15 protein-coding genes are annotated in these 13,601 nt (G+C 58.9%); 6 read left to right on the top strand and 9 right to left on the bottom strand.

Features of this window, described 5'->3' with window-relative positions:
- Nucleotides 1-18: 18 nt before the first annotated feature.
- Nucleotides 19-426, bottom strand: coding sequence for a GtrA family protein (locus tag PuT2_RS02020; RefSeq protein WP_093969350.1), 408 nt, complete (start codon nucleotides 424-426; stop codon nucleotides 19-21).
- On the opposite strand from PuT2_RS02020, the gene PuT2_RS02015 reads away from it, so the two are divergent.
- The 3 genes from PuT2_RS02015 to PuT2_RS02005 all read left to right on the top strand — a co-directional run bounded on the left by PuT2_RS02015 (nucleotide 425) and on the right by PuT2_RS02005 (nucleotide 2,220).
- Nucleotides 425-1,258: a ChbG/HpnK family deacetylase gene (locus PuT2_RS02015; RefSeq protein ID WP_093969349.1), complete on the top strand. Its 834-nt coding sequence runs from the start codon at nucleotides 425-427 to the stop codon at nucleotides 1,256-1,258. The two genes, PuT2_RS02020 and PuT2_RS02015, sit on opposite strands and share 2 nt — an antisense overlap.
- 66 nt (nucleotides 1,259-1,324) lie before the next feature.
- Nucleotides 1,325-1,663 (top strand): TIGR01244 family sulfur transferase, encoded by a 339-nt coding sequence (locus PuT2_RS02010; RefSeq protein WP_093969348.1) that lies wholly within the window; start codon nucleotides 1,325-1,327, stop codon nucleotides 1,661-1,663.
- A 95-nt stretch (nucleotides 1,664-1,758) separates the two neighbouring features.
- Nucleotides 1,759-2,220 (top strand): universal stress protein, encoded by a 462-nt coding sequence (locus PuT2_RS02005; RefSeq protein ID WP_093969347.1) that lies wholly within the window; start codon nucleotides 1,759-1,761, stop codon nucleotides 2,218-2,220.
- Nucleotides 2,221-2,336: 116 nt separating this feature from the next.
- On the opposite strand, the gene PuT2_RS02000 is transcribed toward PuT2_RS02005, so the two are convergent.
- The 5 genes from PuT2_RS02000 to PuT2_RS01980 are packed head-to-tail and all read right to left on the bottom strand — an operon-like array spanning nucleotide 2,337 to nucleotide 8,410.
- Complete coding sequence (locus tag PuT2_RS02000) at nucleotides 2,337-2,600, bottom strand: formate dehydrogenase subunit delta (RefSeq protein WP_093969346.1); 264 nt, start codon at nucleotides 2,598-2,600, stop codon at nucleotides 2,337-2,339.
- Nucleotides 2,597-3,472 carry a formate dehydrogenase accessory sulfurtransferase FdhD gene (gene fdhD, locus PuT2_RS01995; protein WP_093969345.1) on the bottom strand — a complete coding sequence of 292 codons (876 nt, stop codon included), beginning with the start codon at nucleotides 3,470-3,472 and terminating at the stop codon, nucleotides 2,597-2,599. The genes PuT2_RS02000 and fdhD overlap by 4 nt, the downstream gene beginning before the upstream one ends.
- 11 nt (nucleotides 3,473-3,483) lie before the next feature.
- Entirely contained in the window at nucleotides 3,484-6,354 is a 2,871-nt protein-coding gene (fdhF, locus tag PuT2_RS01990) for a formate dehydrogenase subunit alpha (RefSeq protein WP_093969344.1), read from the bottom strand.
- Between the two features lie 14 nt (nucleotides 6,355-6,368).
- The gene (locus tag PuT2_RS01985; RefSeq protein WP_093969343.1) at nucleotides 6,369-7,934 is read right to left on the bottom strand and encodes an NADH-quinone oxidoreductase subunit NuoF; all 1,566 of its coding nucleotides are present in this window, start codon (nucleotides 7,932-7,934) and stop codon (nucleotides 6,369-6,371) included.
- A 2-nt stretch (nucleotides 7,935-7,936) separates the two neighbouring features.
- Nucleotides 7,937-8,410 carry a formate dehydrogenase subunit gamma gene (locus PuT2_RS01980; protein WP_093969342.1) on the bottom strand — a complete coding sequence of 158 codons (474 nt, stop codon included), beginning with the start codon at nucleotides 8,408-8,410 and terminating at the stop codon, nucleotides 7,937-7,939.
- 113 nt (nucleotides 8,411-8,523) lie between these two features.
- Here PuT2_RS01980 and PuT2_RS01975 point away from each other — a divergent pair, with 113 nt between their 5' ends.
- The 3 genes from PuT2_RS01975 to mobA are packed head-to-tail and all read left to right on the top strand — an operon-like array spanning nucleotide 8,524 to nucleotide 11,366.
- Entirely contained in the window at nucleotides 8,524-9,624 is a 1,101-nt protein-coding gene (locus tag PuT2_RS01975; protein WP_093969341.1) for a substrate-binding domain-containing protein, read from the top strand.
- Nucleotides 9,625-9,655: 31 nt separating this feature from the next.
- Nucleotides 9,656-10,753: a GTP 3',8-cyclase MoaA gene (gene moaA / locus PuT2_RS01970; RefSeq protein WP_093969574.1), complete on the top strand. Its 1,098-nt coding sequence runs from the start codon at nucleotides 9,656-9,658 to the stop codon at nucleotides 10,751-10,753.
- Nucleotides 10,746-11,366: a molybdenum cofactor guanylyltransferase MobA gene (mobA, locus tag PuT2_RS01965; protein WP_158213993.1), complete on the top strand. Its 621-nt coding sequence runs from the start codon at nucleotides 10,746-10,748 to the stop codon at nucleotides 11,364-11,366. Before moaA ends, mobA begins: the two co-directional genes overlap by 8 nt.
- A gap of 5 nt (nucleotides 11,367-11,371) precedes the next feature.
- Here the strand turns inward: mobA and glp are convergent, their stop codons facing one another.
- Genes glp through PuT2_RS01950 form a run of 3 tightly spaced genes read right to left on the bottom strand, consistent with a single transcriptional unit; the run spans nucleotide 11,372 to nucleotide 13,601 of the window.
- On the bottom strand, nucleotides 11,372-12,577 hold the full coding sequence (gene glp / locus PuT2_RS01960) for a gephyrin-like molybdotransferase Glp (RefSeq protein WP_093969573.1): 1,206 nt from the start codon (nucleotides 12,575-12,577) through the stop codon (nucleotides 11,372-11,374).
- A gap of 8 nt (nucleotides 12,578-12,585) precedes the next feature.
- Nucleotides 12,586-13,119, bottom strand: a complete 534-nt coding sequence (gene moaB, locus PuT2_RS01955) for a molybdenum cofactor biosynthesis protein B (RefSeq protein WP_254046912.1) — start codon at nucleotides 13,117-13,119, stop codon at nucleotides 12,586-12,588.
- Nucleotides 13,116-13,601, bottom strand: a complete 486-nt coding sequence (locus PuT2_RS01950; protein WP_093969338.1) for a molybdenum cofactor biosynthesis protein MoaE — start codon at nucleotides 13,599-13,601, stop codon at nucleotides 13,116-13,118. Before PuT2_RS01950 ends, moaB begins: the two co-directional genes overlap by 4 nt.

Genomic DNA, 13,601 nt, shown 5'->3' with positions numbered 1-13,601 from the left:
GACGATTGTCGCGGGGGCTTAAGCTGTATGTTTTTTCTGGGGCGCTTGTCTGAAAGCCCAGAACCGGCCGGCAACAAAGGTCAAGACGGCGATTGCAATCAAAATCAGGGCCAGCAGTACGTCGTAACGTATTGGTGTGGTGTGCAGCAGCAGGGCATAAGCTGCTTCGTTAACACCAAAGCCAACCGCCGATACCGCAAAGAAACGGCGCAGTGCCTGGCCAAGTGGTGCCCCCTGGTGCTTGAAAGTCAGGGTATAGTGCCCGGCAAACGATACACAAAATGCAATCAGCCAACCAGCTACGTTGGCTAGCAACGGGGCCAGCCCCAGTAACGATACCGTGGCCACGACGACCAGCCAATGGGTTGCCGCGGCAGTACAGCCCACTAATACAAACCAGGCCACCTGGCCCATTAATTTTTGCATGACAAGTTCGCAAGACAAGCAGGCCGGCAAGTGCGACCAGAAACCGCTCATTGTATGCGCCGACGACTTCGGCATGAACCCCGCGGCCAATCGCGCCATATTGGCTTTGGCTGATGCGGGGCGTTTGAGTGCAACCAGTTGTCTGGTTGATGGCCCTTACTTCGCGCAAGGCGCGGCGGCTTTGCTTGCCCAACGGGTACAAAAAGGGCTGCACCTTAATTTCACCGACGACTTGGGGCAGCCTGGCCTGCATCAACCGTTAAAGGCGCTTATTCGCGATGCGTATCTGTATCGTCTTGATGTGGCTGCTGTGCGGGCGCAAATCGTACGCCAGCTTGATCGCTTTGAAGCGGTGATGGGGCAGGCGCCAGATTACGCTGATGGCCATTTACATGTGCACCAACTACCGCAAATTCGCGACGAACTGGTGTTCGAGTTATCGCGCAGGTACGCAAACATACCTGGGTTTTGGCTGCGCAGCACCCAAATGCGATCGCAACCCGCTATGCCGGCTCGCTTGCGTTTTAAGGCGCGCGTCATTCAGGCCTTGGGCGCGGGTGCACTGGTCAGGCTGGCTCACGAAAGCGGCTTTGACACCAACGCGCGTTTCCTGGGTGCCTACGACTTTCAGGGTGGGGAGGCCGCTTACGGGCGTTGGCTCGAGGCGTGGGTGTCGGTGGCCCAGTCGGGCGATGTCATGATGTGTCACCCCGAACAGGCCGATGCAGGCGATACGCGCACTGACCCGCAACGCAATGCCGAATTCAAGTTGTTGAGCGGTCCGGTATTTGCCGATGCATTGACGCGTTACGGCGTGCGTGTGCAGGTGTAAACTGGAAGGCGAATATTCATTTTTAGCGGCGTGGGTACGCTGCTGCTGTCAGACGGAGCAAACAAAATGGCTGTACCTGTTAACCCCCTTACCAACAATTTTTCGGTCGCTCCGCAGTTGGCGCCCGAAGACATGGCGGCTGTTGCTGCAGCCGGCTACAAAAGCGTCATTATCAATCGTCCCGATTTTGAAGGCGGCCCCGATCAGCCCACTTCGGCCGACGTTATCGCTGCGGCAAAAGCGGCGGGTTTGCAGGTAGAGTATCAACCTGTCGTTAGTGGCGCCATTACAGTCGACGATGTTTCCCGCTTCGCCGAACTGCTTAATACATTGCCCGGCCCTGTATTGGCTTATTGTCGTAGTGGTGCCCGCTGCACCAATCTGTTTCGCGCCGCGAACTCTTGATTCAACGCAAATTACGGCAGAATCCCGACTTTATTTTTTTTACGTCCGTTCGTACCATGGTGTACCTACATTAACCCCTGTAAAAGGCTCAACCCATGTTCAAGAAAATTCTTATCCCCACCGACGGCTCTGCACTTTCGGCACAGGCGGCCAACAAGGGTGTATGTTTCGCCAAAGAAATTGGTGCTGAAGTGGTGGCATTGCATGTATCGCAACCTTTCGCGGCGACGGTCGGGTTCGATGGCATGGCTGCAGCCTATGCCATTACCGACGAAGATTACGACAAAACGGTAGCTGAACAGGCTGAAAAATACTTGCAGGCGGTCGCCGATCGCGCTGACACTGCTGGTGTAAAAGTCAGTAAAGTGGCCACGACCAATTTCAATGTGGCCGACGGCGTGGTCCAGGCTGCTGAAGAAAATGGTTGCGATCTAATTTTTATTGGCAGTCACGGCCGTAGTGGTTTGTCGCGTTTGCTGCTGGGCAGCGTGACGGCCAAGGTGCTCAGCCTGGCTAAAACAGCGGTGCTGGTGTATCGCGTCAAAGAAGATAAATAACCCATCGGCTTGCCGGTACCGCTTGTATCAGGGGCTGGCACTTAGGGTGTTGCCGCTTGTGTGTTCCGTGTTGTACGGGCACAAGCGGCATTTTTATATCTGTTGTTGGGTGGGTATCAGGCCGTTGTGGCTGTCTTGGGCATCAAGCGGTCGCGATGCTGAGTCAGGGCCTCAAGCGCAATGGCGTTCAGTTCGATGTTCGGGGTTTTGCCATCGGGGTGGGCTGCCAGATAGTCGAGCAATGCTTTACGCATGCGCGGTTCCCAGAATTTCTGGATATGGTTGGTTACCCCTTCAATGCCCTCGGCGCGGTCGGGCATGGCATTGAAGAAGTCGCCAATCCGGTTGGCCAGTTTGATCAAGTGGTCGATATTGTTCACGAGGGGCTTCCTTCGCTGGAAAGATATTCGGGGTGGGCGTATACGGTAAAGCTATTTTGCCGGGTAAAGCCCACGAGTAAAACATTCAGGTTGTGCGCCATTTGAGTGGCGTAGTGTGTGGGCGCCGATACCGCCACAACGGTGCCGATGCCGGCTGCGGCAGCTTTCTGAACCATTTCGAAGCTGGCACGGCTTGAAATGACGGCAAAACCGTCGGTTGTCTCTTGGCCTTGCTTGGCCAGATGACCGATGAGTTTGTCGAACGCATTATGACGGCCAACGTCTTCTCGGACAGATAGCAGTTGCCCTTGCGCGTCGGCCCAGGCGGCGGCGTGTGTGGCGCCGGTTTGAGCGTGGACAGGCTGGCTGTCGCGCAGGCGGCCCGCAGCAGCCAACACAGCCCTGGGGCTGATGCGTGTACTGGGGTTGGGTAGGGCGGGCAGCTTTCTTTCGACATCGCCCAGGCTTTCCAGGCCGCACAGGCCGCAGCCGGTGCGCCCAGCCAGGTTGCGGCGTCTTTGCTTAAGCTCGTTGATGCAAGCCGATGCAATGGTGACCTGAATGACGATGCCGTTGTCTTGTTCGCGTGTTTCGATGTCGTAGATGTCTGCTGGCCGACGGATAATGCCTTCGGTCAGCGAAAACCCATAGGCCAGGTCTTCGAGGTTTAGCGGTGTGGCCAGCACGGTGGCATGGCTGATACCGTTGTATTCCAGCGCAATAGCCATTTCGTTGGCGAGGACATCGGTTTCGGCGTGCAGTTCGGCTGCGCCGGCGCTGTATCGCCATACGGTAGACGACACCCCACCGCCCGTCGCCGGTGCGGGGGCACCGGTGATGGGGGATGCGGGTGTCGAGGCCGGATGGGTCATGCGGGAGACGATCAGTTTGAAGGCGCAGGTTCTTTGATACGCTTTTCAAGCAGGTCGTGCTGCATGTCGGTAAAGCGCGTCCAGTGGGTCTGCCAGTCGGACGGTTGGGTTACCCGGCGCACTTGCACTGCGGTAACCTTGTACTCGGGGCAATCGGTGGCCCAGTCAGAGCTGTCGGTGGTAACAACGTTGGCGCCCGACTCGGGGTGGTGGAAAGTGGTGTAAACCACACCAGGCTGCACCCGGTCGGTGATTTCGGCGCGCAAGGCCGTTTCGCCCGACCGGCTTTGAACGGCAACCCAGTCGCCCACATTAATGCCGCGTTCTTCCGCATCGTGGGGGTGAATTTCGAGCACGTCTTCGTGGTGCCACATGACGTTATCGGTGCGTCGGGTTTGGGCGCCCACGTTGTACTGAGACAAAATACGCCCTGTCGTGAGCAGCAGCGGGAACTTGCGCGTACTACGCTCGTCGCTGGGCACATACTGGGTAATGACGAATTTGCCCTTGCCGCGCACGAACTGGTCGATGTGCATGATGGGGGTGCCCTCGGGGGCGTCTTCGTTGCAGGGCCATTGAACACTGCCGCCCAGCTCGTCGATCCGTTTGAACGAAACGCCCGTAAATGTCGGCGTCAGGCTGGCGATTTCGTCCATGATTTCGCTGGGGTGTTTGTAGTTCATGGGGTAGCCCAGCGCATTGGACAATGCGCAGGTGGCTTCCCAGTCGGCCAGGCCGGCCTGGGGTTCCATGACCTGACGTACCCGTGAAATACGACGCTCGGCATTGGTGAACGTGCCGTCTTTCTCCAGGAATGACGAACCCGGCAGGAACACATGGGCGTACTTGGCAGTTTCATTCAGGAAAATATCCTGGACGATGATGCATTCCATCGCACTGAGGGCCGCAGTCACGTGCTGGGTGTTGGGGTCTGACTGGACGATGTCTTCACCCTGACAATACAGTGCCTTGAATGACCCGCTGAGGGCGGCATCGAACATGTTGGGAATGCGCAGACCGGGTTCGGGCTGAATGGTAACGCCCCAGGCCTGTTCGAACTGGCGCCGTACTGTGTCGTCGGACACATGGCGGTAGCCCGGCAGCTCGTGAGGGAATGAGCCCATATCACACGAGCCCTGCACGTTGTTTTGTCCGCGCAGCGGGTTGACGCCCACGCCTTCGCGGCCGATATTGCCGGTGGCCATGGCCAGGTTGGCAATGGCCATGACGGTAGTGGAGCCCTGGCTGTGTTCTGTCACGCCCAGACCATAGTAAATGGAACCGTTACCGTGCGTGGCGAACAGGCGGGCCGCGCCGCGCAAGTCGTCGGCATTGACCCCAGTGATCTCGGCCATAGCCTCGGGCGAGTTTTCGGGGCGCGACACAAACTCACGCCATTCGTTGAAGGCCTTGGTCTCGCAACGCTCGGCAACAAAGGCTTCGTCGATGAGGTTTTCGGTGGCAATAACGTGTGCCATTGACGTGAGCAGGGCGGTGTTGGTGCCCGGCCGAACCGGCAGGTGGTAGTCGGCCTTGATGTGCGGCGAGCTGACCAGCTCGATGGTGCGAGGGTCGATGACAATAAGTTTGGCGCCCTGACGCAGACGGCTTTTCAGGCGCGAGGCAAACACTGGGTGCGCCGCGCTGGGGTTGGCGCCCATTACGATGACGACGTCCGTGTGCATGACCGAGTCGAAGGTTTGTGTGCCGGCCGATTCGCCCAGCGTGGTCTTAAGGCCATAACCGGTGGGCGAGTGGCAGACGCGCGCGCACGTGTCGACGTTGTTGGTGCCAAAGGCGGCTCGCACCAGTTTTTGGACCAGGTAGGTTTCTTCGTTGGTGCAGCGCGACGATGTAATGCCGCCGACCGAGTCGCGGCCGTACTGGTTCTGGATGCGGCGAATTTGCGATGCCGCGTAGCCAATGGCCTCTTCCCAGCTGACTTCGCGCCAGGGGTCGGTGATCTTCTCGCGAATCATGGGCTTGAGAACGCGGTCTTTGTGCGTTGCGTAACCCCACGCGAAACGGCCTTTAACGCATGAGTGGCCGCGATTGGCTTTGCCGTCTTTCCAGGGCACCATCCGAACGACTTCCTGACCTTTCATGTCGGCCTTGAAGGCACAGCCTACGCCGCAGTAGGCGCAGGTTGTTACTACCGAGTGCTCGGGTTGCCCCATCATGATCACGGTTTTTTCCATGAGCGAAGACGTTGGGCAAGCTTGCACACAGGCCCCGCAAGACACGCAGTCGGATTCCAAGAAAGTGTCTTTCTGGCCGGCGGTAATGCGTGATTCGAACCCTTTGCTATCGATAGTGAGCGCAAACGTGCCCTGGATGTCTTCGCACGCGCGTACGCAGCGGCTGCAGACAATGCACTTCGAGGGGTCGTAGGCAAAATACGGGTTCGAGGCGTCGGTTGCGTCGTTTAAGTGATTGGCGCCGTCGTAGCCGTAACGGACATTACGCAGGCCCACAACGCCGGCCATGTCTTGCAGTTCGCAGTCGCCGTTGGCGGGGCAGGTCAGGCAGTCGAGCGGGTGATCTGAAATGTACAGCTCCATGACGTTGCGACGCATGTCGTTGAGCTTTTTGTTTTCGGTGATGACCACCATGCCTTCTTCGACGGGCGTGGTGCACGACGCGGGGAAGCCGCGTCGGCCTTCGATGTGTACCAGACACAAGCGGCATGAGCCAAAGGCTTCGAGCGAATCAGTGGCGCACAGTTTGGGAATGTTGATGCCCATTTCGGCGGCGGCACGCATGACTGAGGTACCTTCGGGTACCTGAATGGTCTGGCCGTCGATAGTGAGGTTGACCAGTTGGGTGCTGACCCGGGCGGGTGTGCCGAAGTCACGGTCGCGTTTGGCAATGGTTTCTAGCATGATTGGCTCCGGTATCAGGGGTTGGCAGGCGCAGTTGCGTCGAGGCCAAAGTCTTCCGGGAAATGGTTTAGCGCCGAAAGGACAGGGTAGGGTGTCATGCCGCCCAGGGCACAGAGTGACCCGCCCAGCATGGTGTCGCACAGGTCGCGTAGCAGGTGTACTTGCTGTTCGCGCTGGTGGTTGGCCCGGATTTTTTGTATGACCTCGGTGCCGCGTACGGCGCCAATACGGCACGGGGTGCATTTGCCGCACGATTCGACAGCACAGAATTCCATGGCGTATTCGGCCAGTTGAGACATATCGGCCGTATCGTCGAAGGCGACCAGGCCGCCGTGGCCGACCATGGCCGATATGCCGATGTAGGCTTCGTAATCGAGGGGGACGTCCCATTGCGATTCGGGCAGGTAGGCACCCAGCGGACCTCCGACCTGAACGGCTTTGAGCGGCCGCCCACTGGCGCTGCCACCGCCGAAGTCATAAAGCAGTTCGCGCAAAGTAATGCCAAACGCACGCTCGACCAAGCCGCCTTGCTTGAGGTTGCCTGCCAGCTGGAAGGGCAACGTGCCCATGGAGCGGCCCATGCCGAAGTCGCGATAGTAGTTGGCGCCTTTGGCCAGAATGATGGGTACCGTGGCCAACGAAATAACGTTGTTGATGACGGTGGGTTTGCCGAACAGGCCCTTGATGGCGGGCAGAGGCGGCTTGGCGCGAACTAGCCCACGCTTGCCTTCAAGGCTTTCAAGCATGGAGGTCTCTTCGCCGCAAATGTAGGCGCCGGCACCGATGCGCACTTCGAGGTCGAAGTGGTGACCGCTGCCGCCAATATCGTGGCCCAGCCAGCCGACGGCGCGCGCGTTGTCGATGGCGCTGTTCAGTGCTGCCGCCGCGTGGGGGTATTCGGAACGCAGGTAGATATAGCCCCGGGTTGCTCCGACCGCCAGGCCGGCAATAGTCATGCCCTCGATAAGGGTATAGGGGTCTCCTTCCATGATCATGCGATCGGAGAACGTGCCCGAATCGCCTTCGTCGGCGTTACAGGCAATGTATTTTTGGTCAGCCGGGGTGTTGAGCACCGTTTTCCATTTGATGCCGGTAGGGAAGGCCGCACCGCCACGGCCGCGAAGACCTGATTGCGTGACCTCTTCTACGATTTCAGCCGGTGTCATGGTTATGGCGCGCTTGAGGCCTTCGAAGCCGCCGTGCGCCTGGTAGTCTGACAAACTGAGCGGGTCGGTAATGCCCACGCGTGCAAAAGTAAGACGCTGCTGGTTTTTGAGGTAGGGTATGTCTTCTGTCAGGCCATGACAAAGGGCATGATCGCGCTGGCCCAGATGCCAGCCGGCGTCAAACAGCCCGGCGACATCGTCGGCTTCGACAGGGCCGAATGCAACGCGGCCTTGCGGGGTCTCGACTTCGGCCAGGGTTTCGAGCCAGAGCAGGCCACGCGAGCCGTTGCGCACCAGTTCGATGTTGATGCCACGGCGGTCAGCCTCGGCCTGGATGGTGTTGGCGACGGCGTCGGCGCCAACGGCAAGTGCAGCGGCATCTTTTGGGACGAAAATTTTTACGATAGTTGTCATGATCAGGCCCCCTGTTCGGCCAGCAGGCGATCGAGCTTGGCGGGCGTCATGCGGGCGTGCGGCTTGCCATTAACCATGACGGCCGGCGATTGGGCGCACAGACCAAGACAATATACCGGTTCAAGCGTGACCTTGCCGTTGGCGCTGTTTTCGTGGAAGTCGCAGCCCAGTTTTTCACGGGCGTGGTCGATGAGCGATTGTGCGCCCATGGCCTGACAGGACTCTGCCCGACACATTTCGAGGACGACACCGGCCGGCGCTTGAGTGCGAAAGTGCGGGTAAAAACTGATAACGCCATGGATCTCGGCCCGCGACAATTGCAGTGCCTGAGACAGCACTGGAACGGCTTCGTCGGGAATGCAGCCCAGATCGTGCTGGATGGCGTGAAGAATGGGCAGCAGGTTACCGGGTTGGCCGGCGTGGGCGTCGAGTGCGCGTTGCGTGGCAAGACGGACCGGATCTTCTGGGGATGACATGGGGTGTGTCCTTTGCAAGGGGCAGATGCTTTATTATGTTTATTGGTGCATAATAAAAAACGTTTATTTGCAATAATCTACCGCGTTAGTCCCCCTGATTCAATATGAAATAAATGACATATAAATTTCAAGCGCGTCTGAACTCGGAATGGACGCTCGAGTCGCCCGACGGCGCCCGCTTTCCACTGGGCGACATTTTGCGCTTGCTGGCCGCCATCGAGGCTACCGGCAATATCGCCGGCGCGTGCCGCGAATGCGGTGTGTCGTATCGTCATGCGTGGGGGTTATTGCGGCGTGCCGAAGGGGTCTTCGAGGCCGGGTTGCTGGAAACCAGTCGGCGGCTGGGGACGAAGCTGACCCCATTTGCACACCATTTGTTATGGGCCAACCGGCGCATGGAGGCCCGGCTGGCGCCAACGTTGCAAAGCATGGCGTCCGAACTGCAAGAGGCGCTGGAAAGTCTGCATCCGGAAATCCGCCCGCGCTTACGTTTGCATGCCAGCCACGGCTTCGCCGTCGAGGGTCTGATTCAGCAGGCCGGTGCACACGAAATGTTGTCTATCGAGTTGCGTTACCGTACCGCAACCGAAGCGTTGGCCTCATTGACGCGTAACGAATGTGATCTGGCCGGGTTTCAGGTACCTGTGGGTGAGTTCGAGCACGCTATTCTGGAGCACTACAGCCCGTGGCTGGACGCCGACCGGCATTGCCTTATTTATCTGGCGCAGCGCGATACCGGCATGTTCGTACAGCCCGACAACCCTAAAAACATTCATAGCATTGCCGACCTGATCAAACCCGATGTTCGGTTCGTCAATCGCCAGATTGGTTCCAGTACGCGTTTGTTGGTGGGTTTGATGCTGCGTCGGCTTGGCATCGACCCGCGACAGGTCAACGGATACGACAGCAGCGAATTTACCCATATGGCCATTGCTGCGCACATCGCCAGCGGTATGGCCGATGTTGGCATTGGGGTCGAGACGGCAGCGTGGCGATGCGGCCTGTCGTTTATCCCCTTGGCCAAAGAGCGTTACTTTTTTGCCGTCAACCGCGACAGCCTGACGTCGTCTTCCATGCGTCAGCTGCTGGCATTACTGAACGGCGCGGGGTATCGTAAATTCGTGTCGGGTCTGGTGGGTTACGACGCGAGACATATGGGCCAGGTCATGACCTTGAAAGAGGCGTTTCCTGAATTGGCAGGAAAGGCGGCCTAAGATCATGAATAACAACCACAAAGACAAAGCAATGAGTAAAGTCATTTTTATGGCCAAAGGCGTGCCCGACGTGCAGGGCGAACTGCCGTATATCGACTGGCAGCCGGGGCAGGCCCTGGTCGATACCCGGCAACGGCCCCTGCGCGACTTGCGTATTTCGGTTACCGATCGCTGCAACTTCCGGTGCACGTACTGCATGCCGCGCGAGGTGTTCGACACCGACTACCCGTTCATGCCGCATTCGTCGCTGCTCAGCTTCGAGGAAATTACCCGGGTGGCGCGTGTGGCTGTGGGGCTGGGTGTACAAAAAATCCGGCTGACCGGCGGCGAGCCTTTGCTGCGCAAAGACATTGAAAAGCTGGTGGCGATGCTGGCTCAGCTGAAAACGCCCGATGGCAAGGCCCTGGAGCTGACATTAACGACCAACGGTACGCTGTTGCGCAAGAAGGCCCAGGCGTTGAAAGACGCGGGCTTGCGACGCGTCACTGTCAGTCTCGATGCGCTCGATCCGACATTGTTCGAGCGCATGAGTGATAGTCAGGTGTCCGTCGACACGGTACTCGATGGCATCGAAGCTGCTGCCGAGGCCGGCCTGGCGCCAGTCAAGGTCAATATGGTCGTGCGCAAGGGCCTGAACGATGATCAGATCATGCCGATGGTCCGTCACTTCCGTCATAGCGGACATACCTTGCGGTTTATCGAGTACATGGACGTCGGCTCAACCAACGGTTGGGACTTGTCCGAAGTCTTGACCGGGCGGGAAATGCTCGATCGCATTGGCGCCGAATTTCCATTAGCGCCTGTTCAGGCCGATTACGTTGGCGAAGTTGCCGAACGCTGGCGGTATCTCGACGGTGCGGGCGAAATTGGTGTCATTACCAGCGTGTCTCATCCGTTCTGTGGCGACTGCTCTCGCGCCCGCATGTCGCCCGAAGGCAAGTTGTTCTTGTGTCTGTTTGCCGATCAGGGCTACGACTTGCGTACGCTTGTGCGCAGTGGTGGGTCCGATGCCGAGCTGGCCGGGCATATCGCCGGCATCTGGACGGGGCGGACAGACCGTTATTCAGAGGTGCGCGGCAAAGCCGGTACGACGCGTGCCAAAATCGAGATGAGCTATATCGGTGGCTGACACTGCACCGCCTGTATTGGCCAATATCACCGGCCTGATTCTGGCCGGCGGGCAGGCTTCGCGTTTTCAGCGCCCAGGCGAACCCTGGGTAGACAAGGGTCTGGCTCTGTTGAAGGGGCGGCCGCTGGCGTCTTACGTGTACGACTACCTTGCCCCCAGGGTGTCGCAGGTGTGGGTCAGCGCCAATCGCAATGTCGAGGTTTACGCGGCCTATGGCGATGTGGTGGCCGACGACCCCGTGTATGGCACAGATGCGGGCCCGCTGGCCGGGGTGTCCAGCGCGCTGGCAGCCTTGCAAACGCCCTGGATGCTGGTGCTGCCGGCCGATACGCCGTGTGTGCCCGAACAGTTGGCAGCCGTGTTGGCCGATGCGGCAACCCGGCATGCTGTGCCGTTAGTTAGCGCACGTACGCCTTTGCAATCTTTTCCGTTGTGTATGCTGGTGCATCGGTCGTTGGCTGCGTCGTTGCATGCCTACTTGCTGGGTGGCGATCGCAAGGTGCGGTTATGGCAGCAGCAGGCCGGCGGGCGCGAAGTGTGCTTCGACGCTGAGGCGTATGAATTTTTGAATATCAATACCCCCGAGTCGCTGGCGCAGGCTGACCCGGGGTAAAAGGCTTAAGACAACCAGTGGGCAAAGTCGTAGTAGGCCACGATGTCGTCATCGCCTACAACCGTATTGACCGGGATACGCGCCAACCCCGAAGCCCAGGGCAGGGCGCTGATAATGGCCGAGCCTTGCAGCGCGTAAGGTACCAAGACCGGCATGCCTTTGGCGTTGGGTTTGCATTGCACACGTAAAAATTCTTCGCGGGTTTCGTGAAACTGGCTGTGTGTGCGCAGCCGCCCATAGCCTACAGGCGGCAAGACATTGGCGCGCCCTTGCAGGCGACGAACCAGCGGCGATACCAGTAAGGCAAACACCACAAAAGCCGACACAGGGTTGCCGGGCAGGCAGACCACCGGCTTGTTTCGCGCCGTGGCCAGTGCGACAGGTTTGCCGGGTTTCATGCAGACCTTCCAGAGGTCGAGCTTGCCGCCCAGCAGTTCTAGTGTGGGCTTGACGAGGTCTTTTTCGCCGACCGAGACGCCGCCCACCGTTAACACCAGGTCGCAGTCTTCAAGCAAGGTCTGAAATGCGGCTTCGATGGCCTCGTGGGTGTCGGCCGCATGCAGGGTATGAACGACATCGGCGCCCATTTGCTGCACCAGGCCGGACAGCATGGCGCCGTTCGAGTTGTAGATTTGTGCAGGGCCCAACGGTTTGCCGGGGGCGACGAGTTCGTCGCCCGTGGTGAGAATGCCGACACGCAGGCGTGGCCAAACCTGAACTTCATGGATGCCCTGAGAGGCCAGCATGGCCATTTCGGGAGCGCGCACCACAGTCCCCGCAGACAGTACGACCTGATCTTGCTCGACATCTTCGCCGCGCAGACGGACGTGGGCGCCCTGGGCCGGCGCGGTCGTGATGGTCAGGGTATTGTCTTGTTCCAGCGTGTCTTCTTGCATGACTACGGTGTCGGCCCCTTCGGGCATGACACAGCCGGTAAACAGGCGAATGGTTTGCCCAGGTTTGAGCGCTTGCGGCGATTCGCCGGCAAAGCAGCGCTGTTGTACAGGGAATGCTTTGCCGGGAGCGTAGTCGGCGTAACGAATGGCGTAGCCGTCCATCGCGCTGTTGTCGGCAGGGGGCAAGTCGACGCGGGCAACGATGTCTTGGGCGAGTATGCGGCCAAATGCGGCAGGCAATGGGCAAGTTTCGGCCGATGCAGGCGCACTGCCGGCTTCAGAAAGGCGGCGCTGTGCTTCGTCGAAGTCAAGCATGGCGTTATTCATGACTTGTTTCCGGGCTTAAGGTAATGAGTGGCAAAGTTGCAGGGGCGGTGCGTGCTGTCGAGCTGTTCTTTGATGATGCGCTCCCAGGCGGTGTGGCAGGCGCTGGTCGAGCCCGGCATACAAAAGATAAGGGTATTGTTGGCGGCTCCGGCAAAGGCGTCTGACTGTAGCGTAGATGTGCCGATGTCAAGATACGACAAATGGCGGAACAGCTCGCCAAACCCGGCAATGGTCATGTCGAGCAACGGCGTAATGGCCGCACCGGTTGATTTTTGATGAGAAAACCCCGTGCCGCCGTTGGTAAGAATAATGTTGATGTCGGGATCGGCGACCCAGTCGCTGATAATTTTGCGGATATGGTAAATGTTGCCGCTGCTGATGTCGCGGCGCACACAACGGTGGCCAGCTTCAGTCAGGGCATGGTTAAGGTAGTCGCCCGACGTGTCGTTGTCTGGTGTACGCGTGTCGGAAATGGTCAGCACCGCGCAGTTCAGGGCCACCTTCGGGGCTTGGGTATCGGTTTTACTCACGATGACTCCTTGGTGTTGTGTGGTGTGTCGTGCGCCCATTGGGCAGTTTTGTCGGCGTCGGACTCGCGCTGTTGCACCCAGAAACGTTCTCCTGAGGCAAGTGTTTCACGCTTCCAGAATGGCGCGCGGGTTTTCAGGGCGTCGATAATGAATTCGCAAGCCCGAAACGCATCGCCGCGGTGTGCGCTGGCAACGCCCACGTACACAATCTGTTCGCTGTTGTGCAATTCGCCAACGCGATGAACGACAGTGGGTTCGGGAACCTGCCAGCGTTCGACGGCCTGTTGGCATATGTCGGCAATTTCGCGCTCGCACATGCCCGGGTAGTGCTCAAGAAACAGCGTGCGCGTGCCTTGATCTTCGGCGTAGTCGCGTACATAGCCGGTAAACGTTACCAACGCGCCGGCCTGGCCGGCGTTGCGGGCGCGCAGCGCTGCTGTGAGTTCGGCCGCGTTGAAATCTTCGGTCTGGACAATAACCAT

Origin of the sequence: Pusillimonas sp. T2, assembly GCF_002236805.1 — a bacterium.
In the GTDB taxonomy this organism is placed as follows: Bacteria; Pseudomonadota; Gammaproteobacteria; order Burkholderiales; family Burkholderiaceae_B; genus Neopusillimonas.
Note: the sequence above shows the minus strand (reverse complement) of the source record. Positions and strands in the feature narration are given on the sequence as shown.

Excerpts from the sequence above, each read along its gene's own strand:
- PuT2_RS01980 (WP_093969342.1), bottom strand. The coding sequence starts at position 8,410 with ATGTCATCCCCAGAAGATCCGGTCCGTCTTGCCACGCAACGCGCACTC.
- moaA (WP_093969574.1), top strand. The coding sequence starts at position 9,656 with ATGAGTAAAGTCATTTTTATGGCCAAAGGCGTGCCCGACGTGCAGGGC.
- fdhF (WP_093969344.1), bottom strand. The coding sequence starts at position 6,354 with ATGCTAGAAACCATTGCCAAACGCGACCGTGACTTCGGCACACCCGCC.
- PuT2_RS02015 (WP_093969349.1), top strand. The coding sequence starts at position 425 with ATGACAAGTTCGCAAGACAAGCAGGCCGGCAAGTGCGACCAGAAACCG.
- PuT2_RS01985 (WP_093969343.1), bottom strand. The coding sequence starts at position 7,934 with ATGACAACTATCGTAAAAATTTTCGTCCCAAAAGATGCCGCTGCACTT.
- PuT2_RS02020 (WP_093969350.1), bottom strand. The coding sequence starts at position 426 with ATGCAAAAATTAATGGGCCAGGTGGCCTGGTTTGTATTAGTGGGCTGT.
- PuT2_RS01950 (WP_093969338.1), bottom strand. The coding sequence starts at position 13,601 with ATGGTTATTGTCCAGACCGAAGATTTCAACGCGGCCGAACTCACAGCA.
- PuT2_RS01975 (WP_093969341.1), top strand. The coding sequence starts at position 8,524 with ATGACATATAAATTTCAAGCGCGTCTGAACTCGGAATGGACGCTCGAG.
- PuT2_RS02010 (WP_093969348.1), top strand. The coding sequence starts at position 1,325 with ATGGCTGTACCTGTTAACCCCCTTACCAACAATTTTTCGGTCGCTCCG.
- glp (WP_093969573.1), bottom strand. The coding sequence starts at position 12,577 with ATGCTTGACTTCGACGAAGCACAGCGCCGCCTTTCTGAAGCCGGCAGT.
- PuT2_RS02005 (WP_093969347.1), top strand. The coding sequence starts at position 1,759 with ATGTTCAAGAAAATTCTTATCCCCACCGACGGCTCTGCACTTTCGGCA.
- fdhD (WP_093969345.1), bottom strand. The coding sequence starts at position 3,472 with ATGACCCATCCGGCCTCGACACCCGCATCCCCCATCACCGGTGCCCCC.